The sequence below is a fragment of the Chitinophaga ginsengisoli genome (assembly GCF_003014595.1).
Taxonomy (GTDB): Bacteria; Bacteroidota; Bacteroidia; order Chitinophagales; family Chitinophagaceae; genus Chitinophaga; species Chitinophaga ginsengisoli.
The window spans coordinates 46,144-65,707 of sequence record NZ_PYGK01000015.1; the positions used below are offsets into that span (position 1 = coordinate 46,144).

A 19,564-nucleotide genomic window follows, 5' to 3' on the forward strand; every position below is an offset into this window, starting at 1 on the left:
GGTATCCACTCACTGCAGCGGAGGCCTGATCACATACTTCAATTCCCCCTTCTTTTCAAAATCATATAAAGTCAGTTTACGTAGCGTAAAGTACAGCTGCCAGTATATTTTCAGCGCTTCATAGTAGGCCGTCACCGCACGCTCCCTGTTGCCCCTGGCAATATTGAGATCATTCAGCGTAATCGTTCCCCGGAGAAACCTTTGTTGTTCCAGCGCATAGTTTTCTTCGGATATTTCGCGGCTTTCCCGCGCCACACTCATTTGTTGTGGCAATAAACTCCAACGGGATACCTGTAGGGCAATTTCCTGTTCCAGCGCTACCTGCTCCTGTTCTATCTGATGCTCTACCATGCTAAGGTCAGCCTCTGCACGCCGCCGCTTCGTACTGGCATTACCCCAGTCAAGAATAGGCATACTGAACCCGATAGACAGGTTCTGTTGATTCTCCATTTTGTCAAATAACTTCGGAAGATTTGGTGCCGTATTAGACAGTCCGAAATTGGCGCTGACCCTGAACTGGATCTTGTTCGCCGCAGTGACTTCTGCTACATGCTGCTCCGCCTCCAACCGGTTGAGCCTGAATTTCAGCACTTCCTGACTGTTAGTTTTTGCCCGCTCAAGCGCCTCCGGATATGCAACAACAAAGAAAGACGCCTCTTCCGGTAAAGTGATCATCCACCTGGCCTCCGGATCAAGATTCAGGTAACGGGCAAGCTCCTGCCTCGCGAGGAAGAGGTCCACACTATCCTGCGTCAGCGCCTTCTGTGCTTCCAGTACATTCAGCCGCAATTGCAGCAATTCACTCTGCCCGACCGTTCCCAGTTTGAAGCGCTCTTTCGCTATCTGCAATAAGGTATCCGAACTGCTCAGGTTATTCGCCGTTAACTCCTTCTGCGTTTGTGCCAGCAGTACAGTGAAAAACTTATCTATGGTAGACAGCCCGATATCTTCCATGTCAGCAACAAACTTCCGGTCCGCCAGCTCAAAACGCAGCGGCTCAGTTTTTTTTAACCACCTGTATTCATTGTAGCCTATCGTACTTTGTGTGTAAGCAAGTGATACCGGTACGGAAGAATAACTGACAGAACTATTTGTGCCAAATACATCGATACGGTTCAGGCGGTAACCCAATGATAAGATGCCCCCCGTCGCCGTAATATTCTGCTGAAGACTCAGATACACGGAACTGTAAGCCTGATTCTGGCTGACGAAGCTATCCTCACCATTCGATAGAGTGATCTTGTTGATACTGCGCGAATAGTTCGGTACCGTACCCTCCAGGTAAAGTGCCGGCTTCCTGGAGATTTGGTAACTACGGTAGTTCCATTGACTGCTCTGATGACTATTAAGCGCAATCTTGTAGGAAAGGGATTGCCGCTGCGCAAGCAATACAGCTTCCTGCAGATTGATCGGTCGTTGTGCAAACGCTAAGGGAACATACACAGATGCTATCAGAAGCAGGCTCATTTTTCTGCAAATACTTATCATAGTCTTCATAATGCTTTAGGAGAATGCTTTTCCCGGCCACGGTAGATCAGCCAGTAGAGGAGGGGTACAAAGAATAAGCTGACCAGCAGACCTAAGGTCATACCTCCAAGCAGGGTTAATGACAAGGGCTTCTGTAGTTCCGATCCCAGGTCCCGCATAAAAAGTGTAGGCAGAAGTGCACCCACGGTAGAAAGGCTGATCATGACCATCGGTTTAAGACGGCGCAGCCCTCCCAGGTGGATAGCTTCTATAAGTGGAACGCCCTGTCGCCTGTAGCTGTTAATGGCATCTATCTTAAGAATACTGTCATTGATCACCAGCCCGCTCATGATCACAATACCGATCATCGACATCAGGTTGAGAGAACTGCCTGCTACATCCAGGAAGATGAATGCACCCAGTATCGCGATGGGCAGCTCCGCCAGGATAAACAAAGGCTGTAATAAAGACTCAAACTGCACAGACAGTATAAAGTACAACAACACGACAGATATCAGCAGGATAAAAGACATCTGCCGGATCAATGCCTGGTTGTCGAAATAACTGCCCGCAAGCGTAATGGAAAACTCCTTGTTATTCCTCACCAGCTTATCTCCCAGTTTATCCAGCACACTGCCCGCATCGGATACTTCCAGCCGGATCGGATAATATTCTCCCTGTTTCCCCGCTGTGATCAACCGGTAGTCGTCATCAGGTGAGGTAGATACAAAATTGGCCAGTGGATACTGCTGATCCTTTTTCCCTTTGACGGTAGTTTGTATAAGTAAGTCCTGCAGGCTCGGATACTCCCTCGACGTGATCACGATAGGGACCAGTTCCTTCGTTCCCTGAAAATTGTCAACAAATAGCGGTTTAAGGGCATTACTGAGCGTATTGTTAAGTTCTGGTAAACTTACCCCATATAAGCTCGCCAGCTCCGTATTCGTCCTTAAAACAAGTTTTTGCTGATGAGCGATAGGTGCAATAGGGACACCCGGTAGTAAATAACCCAACCGCTGACGGAATACCTCACTCTGTCTGATAGCTGGCATCGTACGGGAATCCTTTTCACTTAGCTGCAACACCAAAGGCGCCTGCCTGTCTGCAAATACCGCATCAAACGCATTCTCGGCCGGATGTTGCTCCACCAATGCAGCTGGATAATGCCTGGCTGCTTCGCGGGGTAGTTGGGCAACTAACAAAGGCAGGTATTCGCTCTTTTTGAGGCGTATATATATCCTCGCCTGATTGGAAGACATGTCGCGCATGGCTGACAGCAGGTATTGTTGTGCGCCCGTCCAGACACTATAACGCTCAATATAAGCCCGGAATGGCTGAAGCAGGCTGTCTACACGTGCATTGGCAGTTAAGGGATCAGCATAGCCGTTCCAGTCGATCTGTACATCCAGTTCCTGCCGGCTGATAGGCGGAAGCCGCTCCTTCTTAATGTGCAGAAAACAAAATATGCCGGTCAGCATAACCCCAAGCACCAGCATCACGGTGATGGTGATATGCTTAAATACCCAGTGTATCCCTTTTTCATACCATCCCGTTACATTGACCAGTGCCGGGATCTGGTGCTTACCATCTTCACGGAATGGTCTAAGCCTGTGTATCAGCAGGAATAACGGTGGCAGCAGTAACACAGATACCAGCATAGAAGCAACAATGCCAATAGTGATTGATAAGGCCTGATCAAAGAAGATAGCGCCCGCCAGTCCGCTCAGGAATAACAGCGGCACAAAAACAGCGCAGTTAGTCAACACAGAGGAAATAAGCGGTATAATGATCTCATTAGGGCCTGCTACACTGGCCTCCTCCAGCGATTTGCCCTGCAGGCGGTGTAAGGTAATAGTGTCAATCACCACGATAGAGTTATCAATGATCATCCCCAACCCGAGTATCAATCCTCCCAGGGAGATCACATTGAATGAAATGCCAAAGAGATAGAAGCCCAGCTGACTAAGCACCAATGACACAGGAATAGTAATCCCTACAAGAATAGCGGCGCCCGGTTTACGGATGAAGATCATCATGCAGATAAACGCCAGCATACCACCCAAAACCAGGTCCTGGTAAAGATTGCCAACAGCGTAGTTGAGCAGCGCTGTCTGGTCCTGGCTCACCCTGAATTGCATGTCCGGATAATCCTGCCTGAACTGTGCTACCAGTCGCTGGAAAGATTGCTGTAAGTCTTCCATCCTGGCTGCCGATTGTTTGATAATGGCCATATCTATCGCCCGATGCCCGTTTGTATAAAAAGCCCCGGTAGCAGGCGCATTGTTCAGGCTGACGGCAGACAGCTCATCCAGGCGGAAAATACGTCCGTTGACCTGCAAGGGTATCTGCCGGATGTCATCCAGGTCATGCAGGTCGGCAACAAATTTCAGGTAGTAACGATAATGACCATCCCGCACCATCACATTGCCCAGACTGATCTTGTTCTCCTGGAATACATGCAGCAGATTGCCTGCATTCAGTCCCAACGTCCGCAGGTAATCCTCACGCGGCTGTAGCTGTACCTGTGGCGCTGTATAACCGGTAATATCTACCATCGATATCTCGGCCGACTGCTCCAGTCTTCTCCGCACGATTTCCCTTGTAAAACTGCTGATCTCTGCCAGCCGCTGCGGACTTTCATTTCCCGCCCTGTCGTACAATTGTAAATGAAACACTGGTATATCGGAAACGCTGACGCGGGTCACCAGCGGACGTGCAGTGCCCGGAGGTAAGCGGTTCATCAGCATATCCACCTTTTCATTCACCGCAATGAAAGCCATAGACATATCCGTTCCATGAGTGAAAACAAGCTGTATGTCGCCACTGCCTTCACCGGAAGCACTCTCAATTGCATCCAGTGAATGCAGTTGCCGCATCGCATCCCGCATAGTGGATGTAATATTTTGTTCAATCTCTCTGGCAGATTGATTAGGAACTTGTATACGTATATTGATCTGCGGAATATCTGTATCGGGCAACAGGGAAGTCGGTACCATATTACCGGCAACAATACCCAGCAACATCAGCGCAAAAAAACTGATCAGTACTGCAATGGGCCTTTTCGTTAGAAACGCTATCATAACTGCATCCTCCTTTCTTTATAATATCTTTTCGTGTGTTGTTTGTCTTTCGGGATCAGGCACAAGGGCAGGAATAGAAAGGCCCCGAGCACGGAGAATAACAACCCGCCAATCGTACCAGCCGATAGCGTAAACCAGAACCCCTGCTCCTCGCCATTCAGCATAAATGGCAGTAAGCTGAGAACTGCTGATGCCGTTGTGACCAGGATAGGCATTGCCTTGGCTTGTAAGGCCCTGACGTACAGGTGTACAGCCTTATTCCCTTTGTACTGCTTCCCGTTCCTGATAAAATTGAGGTCATTAATGATGTACAGTGCAGTGTTTGTTACCAACGCGCTCACCATGAGCAGAGAAGCATAAGCCCCCTGGTCCATCCCCAGGTCCAGCAGATAGAAAACAAGAAATACGCCGGTAAAGGAAAATGGAATGATCAGGATCACGGCCAGTGGTTGTAAAAGGGATTCCAGCAGCACAGCACAAATAATATAGATAATCAATAGTACCAGGGGAATCAACCAGAGATGATGATCAGTATCATTACTGAACCACAGGCCTCCCTTAGCCCGTCCCGGAAAGCTGTATCCAAAGGGAAGTATCTTTTCATAATGATCCATCAGCCTTTCCCGGATCAGTTTATTGAGCTCATAACTCCCGGTAAACCGGTAATGAATGTGTAGTATATACGCCTGGTTGACCCTGACGATATCTTCGGATGTTTTCACGCTTTTTACTGTGCCCATATCATCCATACGCAGCATCACAGAATCATTCACCTGCGAAGGCGCATGCAGAATGCTCCAGATAGGAGGGGGCGCATCAGGATTGTTTTCAAATGCTACATCAATAGTCTTATTAGAGGCTGCGGATATTTGTCCAACATGCTCAGAAGCTTCCGCAAGCCCTTGCAGGCTCCTGCCAATATCAGCGCGGGCAATTTTATATAAGCTGAGATGCTGTGGATCATTCAACTGCACATAATACTCCGGTACCGGTTCAAAAGCATAACGGTCCCGTGTACTGATCACCACATTGCTCATACGGGGATTCTGAAGCAGCGTGTCCTGTATTTTGTTGGCAAGCACTTTCAACTGCTGGTAATTGTATCCCGCAATGCTGATATCCGCATCAAACTGATCAAAGTCCACAGCATTACTAAAGCCTCTGCCTACGCCATATATCTGAAAGTCAGCCGCGCCTTCTTCAATCGCCTTGTTTTCCAGGATGTCTTTGAGCTGGTAGGGAAAGCCCTTTTCATACTTAGGCAGAAATGATATCTGGATACTCGCATTGGTAGCGCTGTTTACCTGTGCCTCCACCTGTTTGAGCTTTGCGCTATACTGCCCCAGCAATGCTTCAAAATGCCGCACCACCAGGTCCATCTGCTGCAACGTAGCTCCTTTCGGCATACTGATAGTCAGGTTCAGATGTGGATGCGCTTGTTCTCCTTCCTCCTGGTCCCTTTTCCCTGATGTAGTGGTGAAAAGATACAAACTGCCACCCAGGTAGCGGTTCAATGGATCACGCAGTTGCTGTCTGTAAAAGTCGCTTCCTATAGTACGATTGTAAACACCGGCCCAGAAGCTTTCTTTTTTAATCTCTTTCGGCAGAAGATATACGGGTATTCCGAACGCCAGTATAAAGAGGAAAACAAACGAAAAACGGAAGCGTAACATAAACTGCAGCTGCCGGTTATAGAAACCCGGAAGGCGGCTTAACAGCGACTTCCTGCCCTGTTGTTTTGAGGATGCCTTTACCGTTACAGGAAACTTATCCAGCATGGCAGGAATAAAAAAATAGGCAATAGGCAATGACACCAGCAGATTAACAATAATACACAGTGCAAAATCCAGCAACAGGATACGCTGTTGCTCCCCAAGAAAGAAGATGACTGATAAAGCCCCTATAGCGGTCATAGTAGAGGCTAGTATTGCCGCAAAAATGCGGTTGCGCCCCGTATGTCGCAGGTCCTCCACAATAACGATGGCATTGTCCACAACAAGCCCTAATGATAAAGTGATACCCGCAAGAGAATACAGATGGATCTCTATCTTCAGAAAATAATACAGAATAAAAGACAACAGTATATTAGCAAGCAGAGAGCTCACTACAATTAATAAGTACCTTAACTGCCGCGTAATCAGTAGTACAAAAGTCAGCAGGATAACCAGCGACAAAGCAGTACGGATATACACCTTGTTCAGTTCTTCGCGGATGTATTCGGTATTGTCTGTGCTTAGCGACACCTCAAATCCCCGGGGTAATGTCTTGCTGATCCTGTCCATACATTGGCGCACCCTTGCAGACAGGTCAAGCGTATTAATATGCTCCGCCGGAAAGACAGCAATACTCACCTGCTCCTTACCATTAATGCGGTAATAGGAATGTTGCGGTGCAAGCCTGCGTTCAATATGCGCAATATCCCCCAGGTGTACGATGCTGCCCTCTTTCTGCGCAACAGGAAACTGTGACAACTGCGCAGGTTCCGCCAGACTACGGTCGACAAATACCGTCCTTTCATCTTCACCATTCCGGAATACGCCCAGGAAAGCCGTGCTTAGACCTACGTTGAGCGCATACTGCACGGTGCTGAAGCTCAGTCCATATCTTCCCAATACTGCCGAATTGGTCTGAATAGCATATTGCTCCGGTTGACGTCCATATACTTCCACCCGGTCTACTCCGGGCAGATCGGCTAGCAGTGGACGTATATGCTCTTCCACCATATCAGCCACCACATTTACACTACCAGGACCACGGATTGCAAAATTGAGTATGCTACTGCGTTGCCGGTTATTATCCGGTTTATTGAGTGTAACAATAGGGTAGGAGGCACCCTTAGGCAGGCGCTCATACAACCTGCGCATCAGTACAGACGCCTCAAAACGGAAGATCTCCGGATCAGTCCATTTATCCAGGTCTATCTGAATATAGCACATGCCGTTGCCTGAAGTAGACCTCAGGCTGCTAAGCCCTTTCAGACCAGCGAGCGTGCTCTCAATAGGAGTACTTACTTCAAGGTCCATCACTTCAGCAGAGGCGCCGGGCAGGTAGCATTCCACACTCACCGAGCCATAATTATGGCTGGGCGACAACTGGATACGTTGCAAAGGAATAGTAGCTGCTCCGATCAGCATACAAAGCACAAACACCAGTATGGTACTGAAGGAAGAGAAAGAAGTGGTAAAACGCTTTTCCCGCATAGGTATGCTGTGTCTTTATTGCTCTTTGGCGCCATGTATTATCTTTTCATGTGCCAGGTTAAAGTTGCCTTCATAAATAACTTTATCGCCGGATTTCAACCCCTTGCTGATAGCGTACTGGCTGCTATTCTCCCCGCTGATCTCAACATAGTTCCATTGTGCAAGCGTATCCACAAGGGTGAAGACCACCTTTCGGTTCTGACGGTCCAGTACTGCTTCCTTAGGAACCACCAATTGCCCCACTAGTTGCTGCTGAACATGTACCCGTACATTCATACCATCCAGCAATTCCCTATGACCACCATCTGATAATAAGGCTTTCACTTCTATCATGCCGGCGCCATCCACCAGTGGATTGATACTTTGCACCCGGGCCATAACGCCACTCTCGCCCCGCTGACTGAAAGGCCTGATGGTTACCAGCCCCGATCTCCGGATAAATGATAACTCCTGTTCCAGTACCTTAAAACTTACTTCCATATGGCTGTCATCAATCAATGAGCAGATATATTCGTAGCTGTTACTGTTGTTAAAAGGCATTGCTTTGAGGTTGGCAATAATACCGGGGAATGGCGCCAATAGCCTTGTTTCTTTTAGCTCATTCTCCATCTGGCGAAGACTTAATACAGCCCTGCCAAGCCCACTCCTAAGCCTTGCCACTGCTTTAATGTCTGCCGGCAAGCGGGCAGTATCGTTTATCTTGAAGCCAGACCGCAGCAACTGATCCTCATAATCCAATACTGCCTGTTCATAACTCAAGCGGGCAGCATTGAAGGATGCCATAGCTGTTTCCTCATCGAGCCGGGCTATCAGCTGACCCGTCTGCACGTGCTCTCCCTCATGTACCAGTACTTCCTTTATGATCCCGGAGGTCTTGAATTTCAGGTCCGCCTTGCGCGTAGAGCTCAGCTTTCCATTGGCCAGTAACTCTTTACTGAACTTTGTTTCCTGCAATACCATATACCGGATGTTTTCTCCGGTAGGAGAAGTCGTCATCAGAATGGAATCAAGTCCCGCTTCTCCTGTGTTGTTACCACTCGTTTGATTACAGGAAGCGCTAAGCAGATGCAGGATGATCAGACAGACTGGCAGTGCGTTAATAGACACTTTATCCGCAGTCTTCCGGCCGGGGTTGCCAGTAATAATGTTGCCTGATTTCAGATAGCGGGCAATAGAAAGGAATAACATGGTTATTTATTTAAGCCTGAAAGACACCAATATCTTGTCATAGTTTTTCAATTCGGAAATGGCCTTGAAATCGCTGTGCTTCTCCTGGTTACTGATGATCGCCTCACCGTCTATTACCGTCAGAAAGTTCTTTGCATCCTTTGCAAAAAGAGGGTTATATAAAGTCACCCCTTGTTTACTCAGGCCCAGTCCGAAATAAGAAACAGCTAAAGACTTCCCCGATGCTTTATCACAAACAGATGAATAGCGATGCTGACCAAGTATATATTCCATGATACAGTACTTGTCGGATTCAATAAAGTAATTCATCGCAGGCACAGGATGGAACTTCGCTTCTTTTATCATAGCGCCGACGTCCAACGCATTCTTCGTAGTCAGATTGAATTGTTGATATTGCAGCCTGTATTTGGGCGTTAACCCTGTATCAGAAACAGTATAGATAACCGGGAACAGGGGATCAAAGAAACACAAGGCCCCGGACGCCTGATAAAACTGCCGGTTATTTACAGGAAGTACAACAACCAATGAAGTATCGATAGGCCACCAGGAACTGACTTTCTTCAACTGCTTAAACACATAGAACCTGTTAGGTGCCGTATTGCCGGTGTTTGCATTAAAGTTGTTATAAAGCACATAGGCAGCGTCGCTCAGTGGAAAGAACAAAGCATGTGGATAGGACTTAAACTGCTCCCCGACACCAAGAAACTCTCCATCTGGGGAGAATGAGTAAAGATTGTTCTTCATGTCCAGTACCTCTATACGGTTGCTGTACGGATTGTTTCTTATATCTGCTATCTTAAAATCAAAACCTATCAGTTGATTCAGGTCTAACTCCTTTTTTAACCTTCCGTCATAGCTGAATATTACCAGTGTATTCAGGCGCTTGTTGAACAATAGTACAGCGTCACTGGTGACAAACCTGCATTCCAGCTCGCTGGTAAATGAACTGTCTTTACTGTTTTCCAGCAATGTGAATTTTAAAGATCCGGGTTCGATCAGGGAATCTATATTCAACAGGCGGTCAATATGAGCATCTCTGATCAGCAACAACGAACCATCCGTATTGTCTTTTTGACGGATGCTGTTGCAACCGGAGCTAGTCACAATTGCGGTAAGAAAGGCCGCCAGCAATACATATAAATTGCCCTTTATGCCATTTTTAATGAACATTATAGCCGTTTTATTTTTGATCATTAAAAAGTAGTTTTATGCTGTTCAGATAAGCGATAGTTCTTTGTGGGTCTTCTTTTGCAGGACAGAAAAAGTGATGTAACAATCCATCTCTGTCTGCCACAAATAAATAGGGATATCCTAACGCATCAGCATGAAGAAAGGAATTGATTGCCGGATGCTTAAAAATGGGAAACCTGATAGTATTCAATCGTACGAACGTGCGCAGATAAGCTTCTGACCTGAAATCTACCAGCACAATAACGTGGGATGAATCAATTGCTTTGCTCGCCTCCAATACAGAAAAAATGCTTTCCACACAGGTTTCGCAATTTACTTCCGAAAACCTTACAACCAGGTAATGATCTGCAGGAAATGAAAAATGTTCCTGATCATTTATATTCACAGACGGTAGGCTATCCAACGACAGACGCTTACCCTCGTCTAGTTTCATTTTTTCATCAAATGTCTTCTCCGTATTGATCAGGTCCTCCTTCATAACAGCCTCCAGGGGTTTTTCGGGATGGCTCCGCGATATCAGAAAAGTAACGCTACCGGCCATCAACAGGATGACAATGAAGCTTCCAATAACTGTGCGTTTGCTTATTCTTTTCATATCGTCTTGAATCTTATAAAAATGGGATTGCTAAGTGTAGTAACGTTCAGCTTACTAAACCGTTCCTGCAAGGGAGATAAGGTTTGTAGTTTACTCAGGTGTTCTTTCACACGCATCAGATCATCTGGGTAGACAATAGAACCCAGGAATGCCCCATCCTGGAATAATGAATACAGTTCCAGGTCAAGCTCTTTGATCTTATAATTGAAAATGGCAGTGCCTAATGATTTTGAATCAGCTTTATTGTAAATGGAGAAACGCTTCATCTCATCCACCAGGTAGGTGATGAAGATAAAATTGTTGGTCTCATTCACCCTGTTGAGCATGGGTAGTTTCTTGTCAAAGACCTCTTTTAATAATGCAGGATCATCAGGGTCTGTGAAGGACGGATTAGCCGTTTTGAACACTACGTGGTATTCAGGAACTAACGAGTCGGCATCTATACTGTAAATCACCGGGAATATGGATTCAAAGAAATGTACCTTGTTGTTAAATAAGTAAAATGGGTTGATCGAAGTAACAGGAACAGCTGTTTCCTTATCGAAGTATAAATTCCTGTAGGCGATATTTTTTCCTTTGAAAACGCCAAATCTAAAGTTATTCTGATAAACTTCCTCTACAGGAGAGAAGCCATTGTAACCAGCATAAAGGGTACTATCAAGGGGAAGAGAGTAGGCAATATGATATTTCCGTTGGAAACTGAATCCTTCAAATTTGAGCTCACCTGAATGAATATCAAACTTACGGGTCTTAACAGCCATATCCAGCACCTCCACTGTATTGTTATACGGATTGTAAACAACATCCAGTGGTTTGAGGTATTCATGAGGACCTTTACCATAGCTACCGATCTTCCGGATGAGGTTACCGTTAAAATCAAACAGGCAGATGGCCTTGGTGGAAGCGTCGAATATCAGGATGCCCTCCGGAGTTGAAACACACTTGCCGATCATGCCAAGCATATTATCTTTTTCTTCTTTGAAGGTGTAGATTTCCAGCGATTGCTGGTCTATTATTTCATCAAGGAAAAGATGGTCTTCCAGTTGCTTGTCTTCTATGGTAATGGTCTTTGCCTTTTTAAAGTCAATGTTGTTCTTTTTTCTGGGTTCCTTAATGTTGCAGCCCGCTAAGATCAGCATAAGCATGATGTAGAAGAGGGACCCGGGCGCAGCCAAAGTATTTGTTCTCTGCATAGTAAATTGTGTCGTTAGGTATATTGATGAAACTGAACCTGCTCTTAATGTTGTTAACAGCATGCTAGCGTGGAAATGGTAATAAGAGGATGATGAGGTGAAAGGCATTCCCCAAAGGGAATAGCCTTTCACTTTGCCTATAGATTAAAATTGTCCGCAGTCTCTGTGTGAGCACCAACCGAAGTAGCCTGGACAGTTTCTCTCCTTGGCCTGCCTTACACCGGAAACAGTGGAAACATAGTTATATGAAGTTCCTCCTCCCACTGAGGCAGAACCAACATAAGATATGCCGGTAATGCTGGCCGACAGCTGATAGCTGAAACTCAGGGTTTGTCCGTTTGAGTAGGTCAGATCATATTTTTCAGGGCAGGAAGAGTAGGTCTCTTCGCCTAAAAGGCCGCTCTGCGACATATCTGACTCACTGGAGGAACTTGATTGACTCGAAGAGGAAGTGTTATCCCTTGCATATACATCTGCAGCGTTGTAGCCAGTCAGGGCATATTGCACATTCAAAGTCAGTACTACCAGTAAAACAATGGCTGCGATTACTTTAAAATTGATGTGTTTTTTCATAGTTGTAAATACATTTAAAGGTTATTATTATGAGAATACTGAGTGTTTATCTCCATCCTATGGAGACCTTGAGCCTGTTGGCATAAATGGGATTTTACGGTGTTAGGAATTAATGCTGTTCTTTAAAACAGTGCTGTTCCGCCAATCAGAAGTACGGGTATAGGAATAAACAGACAGAAATAAACAATAGAGTACGACGATCCTCACAGCAATAGCCCTTTGTTTGAACTTTGCCAGGTAGTAGGAAATAGGAAAGAGGATACCAATGGCTGATACATAGGCATACCTGTCCGCCACTATCGCAACCCGCGCCATTGGGATGAGATGAATACACGTTATCAGGTGAAGCACAAAGAAACAGATGCCGAAGTAGATATAATTAACAGTAAAGTTCCTGATCAGGTAAATAACAATAATGATCAACGCTACAGGATACACATAGAACCGGATGGGAACAGGATGCCCGGGATCATTCGGGAAAGGATAGAGGTGGTGTATTCTCAGGGGAAAGATGATCTTTGTAAAGTATTCGGTCAAGGCATAAGAGGCGAATATCAGGCGTTGAACTAAAGGATAACCCTTCTGGTCTATCAGTAGCCCTGCTCCAAAATAGGCCTGGGAATAGATAGTCAGCAAGCCAAAGAACAAGGCAAGTGCAAGAAACGGTACTTTTTCCAGCAACACCTTTCCAGACAGGGCATATTGCTTTCCTTTTACCAGGTAGTCAGTCAGGAAGAATGCAACGGGCAATACCACGGCCTGTTCCTTCGCGCCAAAGGATAAGACAAAACAAACCATTGCCAGCAGATAGTACTTCAGCTTCTTGGTTGACATATAGTCGATATAGGCAATCAACGCTACCAGGTAGAACAGCGAATAGATCAATATTTTAGAGGCCGAAATCCAGGATACGGGCTCCACTACAATGGGATGGATGCTAAACATTAATGTTGTCAGGAAGCTTGTTTTCGCACAAAGGGAGTCGTCATGTCCGCAGGCTTTTAGCAGCTTATCGATAAACAGATAAACTAGAACAGTATTACACAGATGTACCAGTAAACAGCAGAAATGAAAGAGGAGGGGATCATACCCATTCAGTGCATACATCGTCGAATAGAAGAGCTGATTTACAGGCGAATACTGGCCATGATAAAAGTCAAACAGGATATGTTTGAGATTGGGAAGTGACAGGCCGTTCTCCGTATATTCATTAATCACCACCCATTGATCATCCCAGGAGTCCTGGAAATCCAGGCTGTATATTGGAATATAAACAATCAGGCAAATGCATAGAATAATGAACACAGCGAGTTTCCTGTTGTAAAGAATGGAATTTAATGCAGTCAGGGAGAACATATGTACTGGCTATTTATGGTTATTGAAAAGGATGCTTACAGGGAATACAATAGAATAACCGCCCCGCTGTTGAACCCCACATATTGACTTAGAACCGGCAGCTCAAAGAGAGGCATGGATTGCTTAATCAGCTTCAGTGCTATTTTTTTATGATGCAGGAGTATCTCAAACTTGTCTTTCTCATACTTCCGGATAGCCAGTAGATAATGACCATCATGGCGGGTATCCGGTACCTCAAATTGGCTGATGTCTTCAATGGATTTGCAGACAACATTTTTATTCGCGTAAAAATGCTCCGGCAGAAATGACCAGGGCTGGTAAGGATTCGCACCTGGAGAAAAATACATCACTACGGGCTTTTTCTTAACACTGGCGTCGATATAGGTGGTGAGATACTTTTGCCCGGTCCCTGCAGGCTTCAGTATAGAGAATGCCATGGCAGCTACGTTCGTCAGTGCAAGAAATACCAGTGTACAGTTGATAACTAACCGGTACTGTTTTGCATAAGACTTGATATAAAGAGAATATAAGTCTTCGATCATCAGGAAGATCATGCAGGGCGCTATCCAGACCAGCGGAAATAAAAAGCGGATCTCTTTATGAGGGATGATCGCATGGATCAGGATAAACGGCGCTACACACCAGGGTATCGGGTTTTTAGGCTGCGTGACCATCAGCCATAACAGACTGGCAAAGATCAATATGCCGAAGGGGGCTATCGTATGTAACAGGATGTAGCTGACTAATGTGCTCCATGAAGCAACCCCGTATTTTGAGGCCGTATCTTCGATGATGTTGGCCTGGAAATAGTTGATAAACGTTAACGTCAGCTTATGGTAGAACAGATAATCTAAAAACACGCCGGCAAGTACCAGAACAACTATTGCAGCAATTAACAGCAGGATTTGGCTGGGCGCTTCTCTTTTTGCAATAAGCATCCACATGGTAAGGGATGCCGCCAGAATGCCACATTGGAAGCGGAATAAGAAGCAGGCTCCCAATAAGGCCCCGATAGCCAGGTATCTTCCCCTTGTAGCTTTATCATCAAGGGTAAGCGCTAAAGCCAGGGTAAACAATAATCCTGACCATGTTTCAGAAGAGAACCGTACACTGACCATTGGGATGAACCAAAGGAAATAACAACCGTAGTAATAAAGTGTTTTTGAAACATGCCCGAATTGAAAGTAAGCATAGGTCCTCTTCGCAAAGAAGCCGGTCACAAATAATGAGCAGGCAGCTGTGAGAAGGCGTAATGAAAACGCAAGTTGATAAGGGTCCTTTATACCTATCAGTAACATCAGTTTGAAATAGACAAAGCATAACCAGGGTTGTATGGTTGGCCTGATAGCCAGATCGTATTCCCATGCAAGGTCCTGCGGCCGGTTCCAGCCCAGTTTTAAACCTGCAAATTCTATTATCTGGTAGTGCTCATCCGGGTGATAGTAACCCATATTGAAATAAGCGGCCAGGCTATAGACGATGATGGCCAGCGGCCAGAGAAGTGTGATTCCGGGTGTGGGTCTTAACGAGAGATGCATGTCCTTTACTGGTTTAGGTATATGAGAAGCCGCGCAAAAATCGCCCTGCCTGCATACAATGTTACGCAGGTGAAAAAGTGATAAACAAACTTAGAAGTGCAGACGCCTACACTGCAAGCGCCTTATTCCCGCAGAAAACGGTCAGACAGGCATATGCGTAACCTGGAGAAATACTGTCAGGTATCTCCGATGGGTGCAATATTGCGGTATCTGCGTACGTGAAGAGACTCCCGACCTGAGATAGCTGTTACGATGCCAACTTGTATTCAATTGACCTGGCCAATGGTGTGGAATAAATAATAATGGTAATTGCAAGTCTGTCTTTACTGGTCCATTCTTAGGATATAGGCTCAAGGCATCGGCAACAAACTTAATATGAGATCATTTTCACGGAGTCTAACAATTGAAACATTTTCTACTTTCGTTTCAAACAGAGAACATTTAGATATTGGGTAATATTGAAATTTCATAGTGAATATATGAAATTTTGGATTTAAAAAAAATATTATTGGTGAAACAATATACCTTTGAAAGGAACCTGTTTTCATCACTAACCCATTCCAGACTATGAAATTTAACCTGATGATACTGTTCTCTTTAGTCAGCCGCTAGTAAAGACAATCCCCGAGATAATCCCGTACAGTCTTCGCTCAGATACCGTCTTAACAACGTTTCACCTATGTTCATCTTACGTTAATCCTACGTCTTCGAACGTAGGATTAACGTAAGATGAACATAGGTGAAACATTGTTTGTGCCTTGTTAATACGGTGCAAGTTGCCTAATAAGACACCCATTTCCACCACTCATAAAAATTTAGCTTTGATTATTCGAAACTAACCCTATATTTGTTCTGTAGACCAGAATAGACCAAACCAATCAGAATCTAAAAGATTATACTGGAAATCAACAGATTAGGATTGTCATGTTCGTATTCCGGCACAATTTGGGGGCAAGTTCGAAATGCGAATTTCACGTTTATTGGCGATTGTCAACTAGCAGTATACCTGTCATTAAAAGAATCTTTACAAACACTTTATGCTTCACGTTATGCATGTAAAAAATGCTTCCAAGAGGCTATGGTCGCTCCTATGCATCATAGCCATGCTGACCGGCTCAGTGTCCGTATTTGCCCAGAGTGGCCGGATTTCCGGTAACGTCACCGACACTAAAGGAGAACCGCTCCCCGGCGTATCGGTGAAATTGACCGGCACAAAAACCGGTACCGTTACAGACATCAAGGGTACCTTTTTCCTGCCTTCCGAAAGCAGCAAAGGCACACTGGAATTCAGCTTTTTAGGTTTTGAAACACAAACCGTTCCCTTTACCAGCTTAGCATCACTGAACGTCAAACTGCAACAGGCTACCGCTATGGTAGATGAGGTAGTGGTAGTAGGTGCCAGCATGAAGAAATCAGACCTGACTGGTGCTGTCGCAACAGTCGATTCCAAAAAACTATTGGAAAGACCTGTTACCAACATCAATCAGGCATTACAGGGTAACGCTGCCGGTGTATTCGTTAGTGCCGGTACACGTCCCAGCGATGACGCTACCATCAGGATCCGCGGTATGAACACCATCAACGCCGGTTCTTCCCCTATCTATGTAGTGGACGGTGTGATCATGGAAAACAACCAGGGCGGTTTTAATGCCGTGAACGTAAACGATGTCGCTTCCATACAAGTGCTCAAAGACGCTTCTGCTACAGCGCTCTACGGTTCCCGCGGGGCCAACGGTGTAGTGGTGATCACGACCAAGAAAGGCCAGCGCAGGGGAGGAGATGGTCTCGTTACTTACGACGCCTGGTTCGGTACATCCGACTTCACAAGGATCCCTAAAACCATGAACGCTGAGCAACTGTTTGCACTGCGTACCGACGCTTATGCGAATGGTTACTTAAAAGATAATCCAGGTGCTAATCGCCAGGACTATATCGACAATACACTGATGAAGACCAATATCGCCTTCTCTAACCAGGAGTTCGATACTTACAATAAAAAACAAAGCTTCAACTGGCTGGATCAGGTGACCCGCACAGGTTTCCAGCAGAACCATGCAGTGAGCTTTTCAGGTGGTTCAGACCGAGGTGTGTTCTACCTGAGCCTCGGTTACGCAGGTAACAAAGGTGTAGTGGAGAATACCAAACAGAATAAATACACTGGTCGTTTCAATGCGGAATACAACGTAAAGAAATGGTTGAAAGTAGGTACCAATACGGGCTTCACCCGCCTTAACGATCAGATCCCTTCTGATGACGTATACGGCAAGGCACTGAACGCCAACCCGCTGCTGGACTATGCGCCTTACCGCGATCCGGCTACCCGCTTTACTTACGATTACCTCACTATCTACTACCGTTCGCACGGAGAGCAGAACAACAATGATTTCAACCCTTTCAACTCATTGTTGATGCAGCGTGACAGAGCACGTAATCGTGTAACCACTGCCAACTATATCAATATCAATCCGATAAAAGGACTGGACTTCCGTTCCAGCTACTCACTGGATTACGGTGCGCAGGACTGGTTCGAGTTCACGCCTCATAACATCCAGGAAGCCGTTCGTCATTACAACGGTGATGCACGCGCGAAACACGAAAGATGGAGCGACACTTACTGGCAGTGGGATAACACCCTGACCTACAATACCACTATCGCTAACGATCACAAACTGACAGCCTTAGTAGGTACCAGCTCCAGCAAACGTTCTTCTAACTATACCAAAGCACAGGGGGACCGCTTCGCCAGCGATGATCTGGGTTATTATGACCTGGGGGGTGCTGCTGCTATCGAGAAATCAGTGCTTGGTTCTGACTTCTATGCTTACTCCCTGATGTCTTTCATTGGTCGTGTAAACTATAGCTACAAAGACAAATATCACTTAACTGCCACTGCGCGTTACGATGGTTCTTCCCGTTTCGCTGATGGACACCGCTGGGGCGTATTCCCATCCGTATCCGCTGCATGGGACATCACCAGGGAAGATTTCATGAAAGACGTGACCTTGTTCGACCAGTTGAAACTGCGTGTTGGATATGGTGTTGTAGGTAACCAGGATATCGGTAATTATGCATACCAGACGCTTTACGGCTCTAAAATTGATAACGGTAATGCCCTGATAGGCAATGATGGCCGTCGTGGTAATCCGAACATCACCTGGGAAAAACAGAAACAGAGCAATATCGGTCTGAACGTAGGCCTCTTTAAATCAAGATTGCTCTTTACTGCTGACTTCTTCGATATCAACAATGATAACCTCCTGCTGGACCGCTCCCTGGCTACCACTACCGGTTATACCAAACAGTGGGCCAATATCGGCCGTGTAAATAATAAGGGTATGGAGTTCTCCGTAACAGGCGAAGTGATCCAGAAGAAAGACTTCAACTGGACAGTATCCGGTAATATCTCCTTCGATAGGAACAAGGTAACAAAACTCTATGGTAACGCTACCGAGATATATAATATCAATGAGAACGTTATACAGCGTGAAAATAACGTCTTCCTCGGTAAATCCCTGCATACTATCTACACCTTTGTGTCCGGTGGTATTGCACAGGAAACTAACCGCAGAGATTGGGATGGCATCAACTATAATGGTAAGACGGTGAATCCGGGCGATCTCTTTGCGAAAGATATCTCCGGTCCTAACGGTAAACCTGATGGCATCGTAGACCAGTACGACAAAACTGTAGTAGCTAAGAGCGATCCTAAGTTCTATGGTGGTTTCTCCACTAACCTGAACTATAAGGCATTTGGTCTGAACGCTATGTTCACCTACTCCTACGGCGCGAAGAAGATCAGTAGCTACTATGAGGGTCTGATCAACAGCACAGGTGAAAGCATGGCTACTGTTGACCTGCTGAACCGCTGGACACCAGAGCATACCAACACTGATATTCCTCGTGTGATCGCCAATACAAGCTATAATCGCTTTGCTCCATCCGAGCTGGATTACTCTCTCCAGAATGCCTCTTTCCTGCGCCTGTCAGCACTCACGCTGTCATACACCCTGCCAGGAAAAACATTAAGCAACTGGAAATTGAATAACCTACGCTTCTATGTAACCGGTTCTAACCTGTTCTGCATCACGAAGTACAAGGGTATGGATCCGGAAACCGGCGACTACGGTTACCCTCCGATAAAATCGTATGTATTTGGACTGAATGTAGGTTTTTAAACTTCAAC

11 protein-coding genes are annotated in these 19,564 nt (G+C 45.8%); 1 reads left to right on the forward strand and 10 read right to left on the reverse strand.

The window, feature by feature from the left end:
- Positions 1–9: 9 nt before the first annotated feature.
- From CLV42_RS26705 to CLV42_RS26750, 10 genes are all read right to left on the reverse strand, one after another.
- Complete coding sequence (locus CLV42_RS26705; RefSeq protein ID WP_170117666.1) at positions 10–1,467, reverse strand: TolC family protein; 1,458 nt, start codon at positions 1,465–1,467, stop codon at positions 10–12.
- A gap of 26 nt (positions 1,468–1,493) precedes the next feature.
- Entirely contained in the window at positions 1,494–4,547 is a 3,054-nt protein-coding gene (locus CLV42_RS26710; protein WP_106605002.1) for an efflux RND transporter permease subunit, read from the reverse strand.
- Positions 4,544–7,747 (reverse strand): efflux RND transporter permease subunit, encoded by a 3,204-nt coding sequence (locus CLV42_RS26715; RefSeq protein ID WP_106605003.1) that lies wholly within the window; start codon positions 7,745–7,747, stop codon positions 4,544–4,546. The genes CLV42_RS26710 and CLV42_RS26715 overlap by 4 nt, the downstream gene beginning before the upstream one ends.
- A gap of 15 nt (positions 7,748–7,762) precedes the next feature.
- Complete coding sequence (locus CLV42_RS26720) at positions 7,763–8,935, reverse strand: efflux RND transporter periplasmic adaptor subunit (protein ID WP_106605004.1); 1,173 nt, start codon at positions 8,933–8,935, stop codon at positions 7,763–7,765.
- Between the two features lie 6 nt (positions 8,936–8,941).
- On the reverse strand, positions 8,942–10,105 hold the full coding sequence (locus tag CLV42_RS26725) for a 6-bladed beta-propeller (protein WP_170117667.1): 1,164 nt from the start codon (positions 10,103–10,105) through the stop codon (positions 8,942–8,944).
- 10 nt (positions 10,106–10,115) lie between these two features.
- Complete coding sequence (locus CLV42_RS26730; RefSeq protein ID WP_106605006.1) at positions 10,116–10,721, reverse strand: hypothetical protein; 606 nt, start codon at positions 10,719–10,721, stop codon at positions 10,116–10,118.
- On the reverse strand, positions 10,718–11,860 hold the full coding sequence (locus CLV42_RS26735) for a 6-bladed beta-propeller (RefSeq protein ID WP_170117668.1): 1,143 nt from the start codon (positions 11,858–11,860) through the stop codon (positions 10,718–10,720). Before CLV42_RS26735 ends, CLV42_RS26730 begins: the two co-directional genes overlap by 4 nt.
- 198 nt (positions 11,861–12,058) lie before the next feature.
- On the reverse strand, positions 12,059–12,487 hold the full coding sequence (locus CLV42_RS26740; protein ID WP_106605008.1) for a hypothetical protein: 429 nt from the start codon (positions 12,485–12,487) through the stop codon (positions 12,059–12,061).
- 102 nt (positions 12,488–12,589) lie between these two features.
- Entirely contained in the window at positions 12,590–13,843 is a 1,254-nt protein-coding gene (locus CLV42_RS26745; protein ID WP_106605009.1) for a hypothetical protein, read from the reverse strand.
- A 35-nt stretch (positions 13,844–13,878) separates the two neighbouring features.
- The gene (locus CLV42_RS26750; RefSeq protein WP_106605010.1) at positions 13,879–15,381 is read right to left on the reverse strand and encodes a glycosyltransferase family protein; all 1,503 of its coding nucleotides are present in this window, start codon (positions 15,379–15,381) and stop codon (positions 13,879–13,881) included.
- Positions 15,382–16,430: 1,049 nt separating this feature from the next.
- Here CLV42_RS26750 and CLV42_RS26755 point away from each other — a divergent pair.
- On the forward strand, positions 16,431–19,556 hold the full coding sequence (locus CLV42_RS26755; RefSeq protein ID WP_106605011.1) for a SusC/RagA family TonB-linked outer membrane protein: 3,126 nt from the start codon (positions 16,431–16,433) through the stop codon (positions 19,554–19,556).
- Positions 19,557–19,564: the final 8 nt, after the last annotated feature.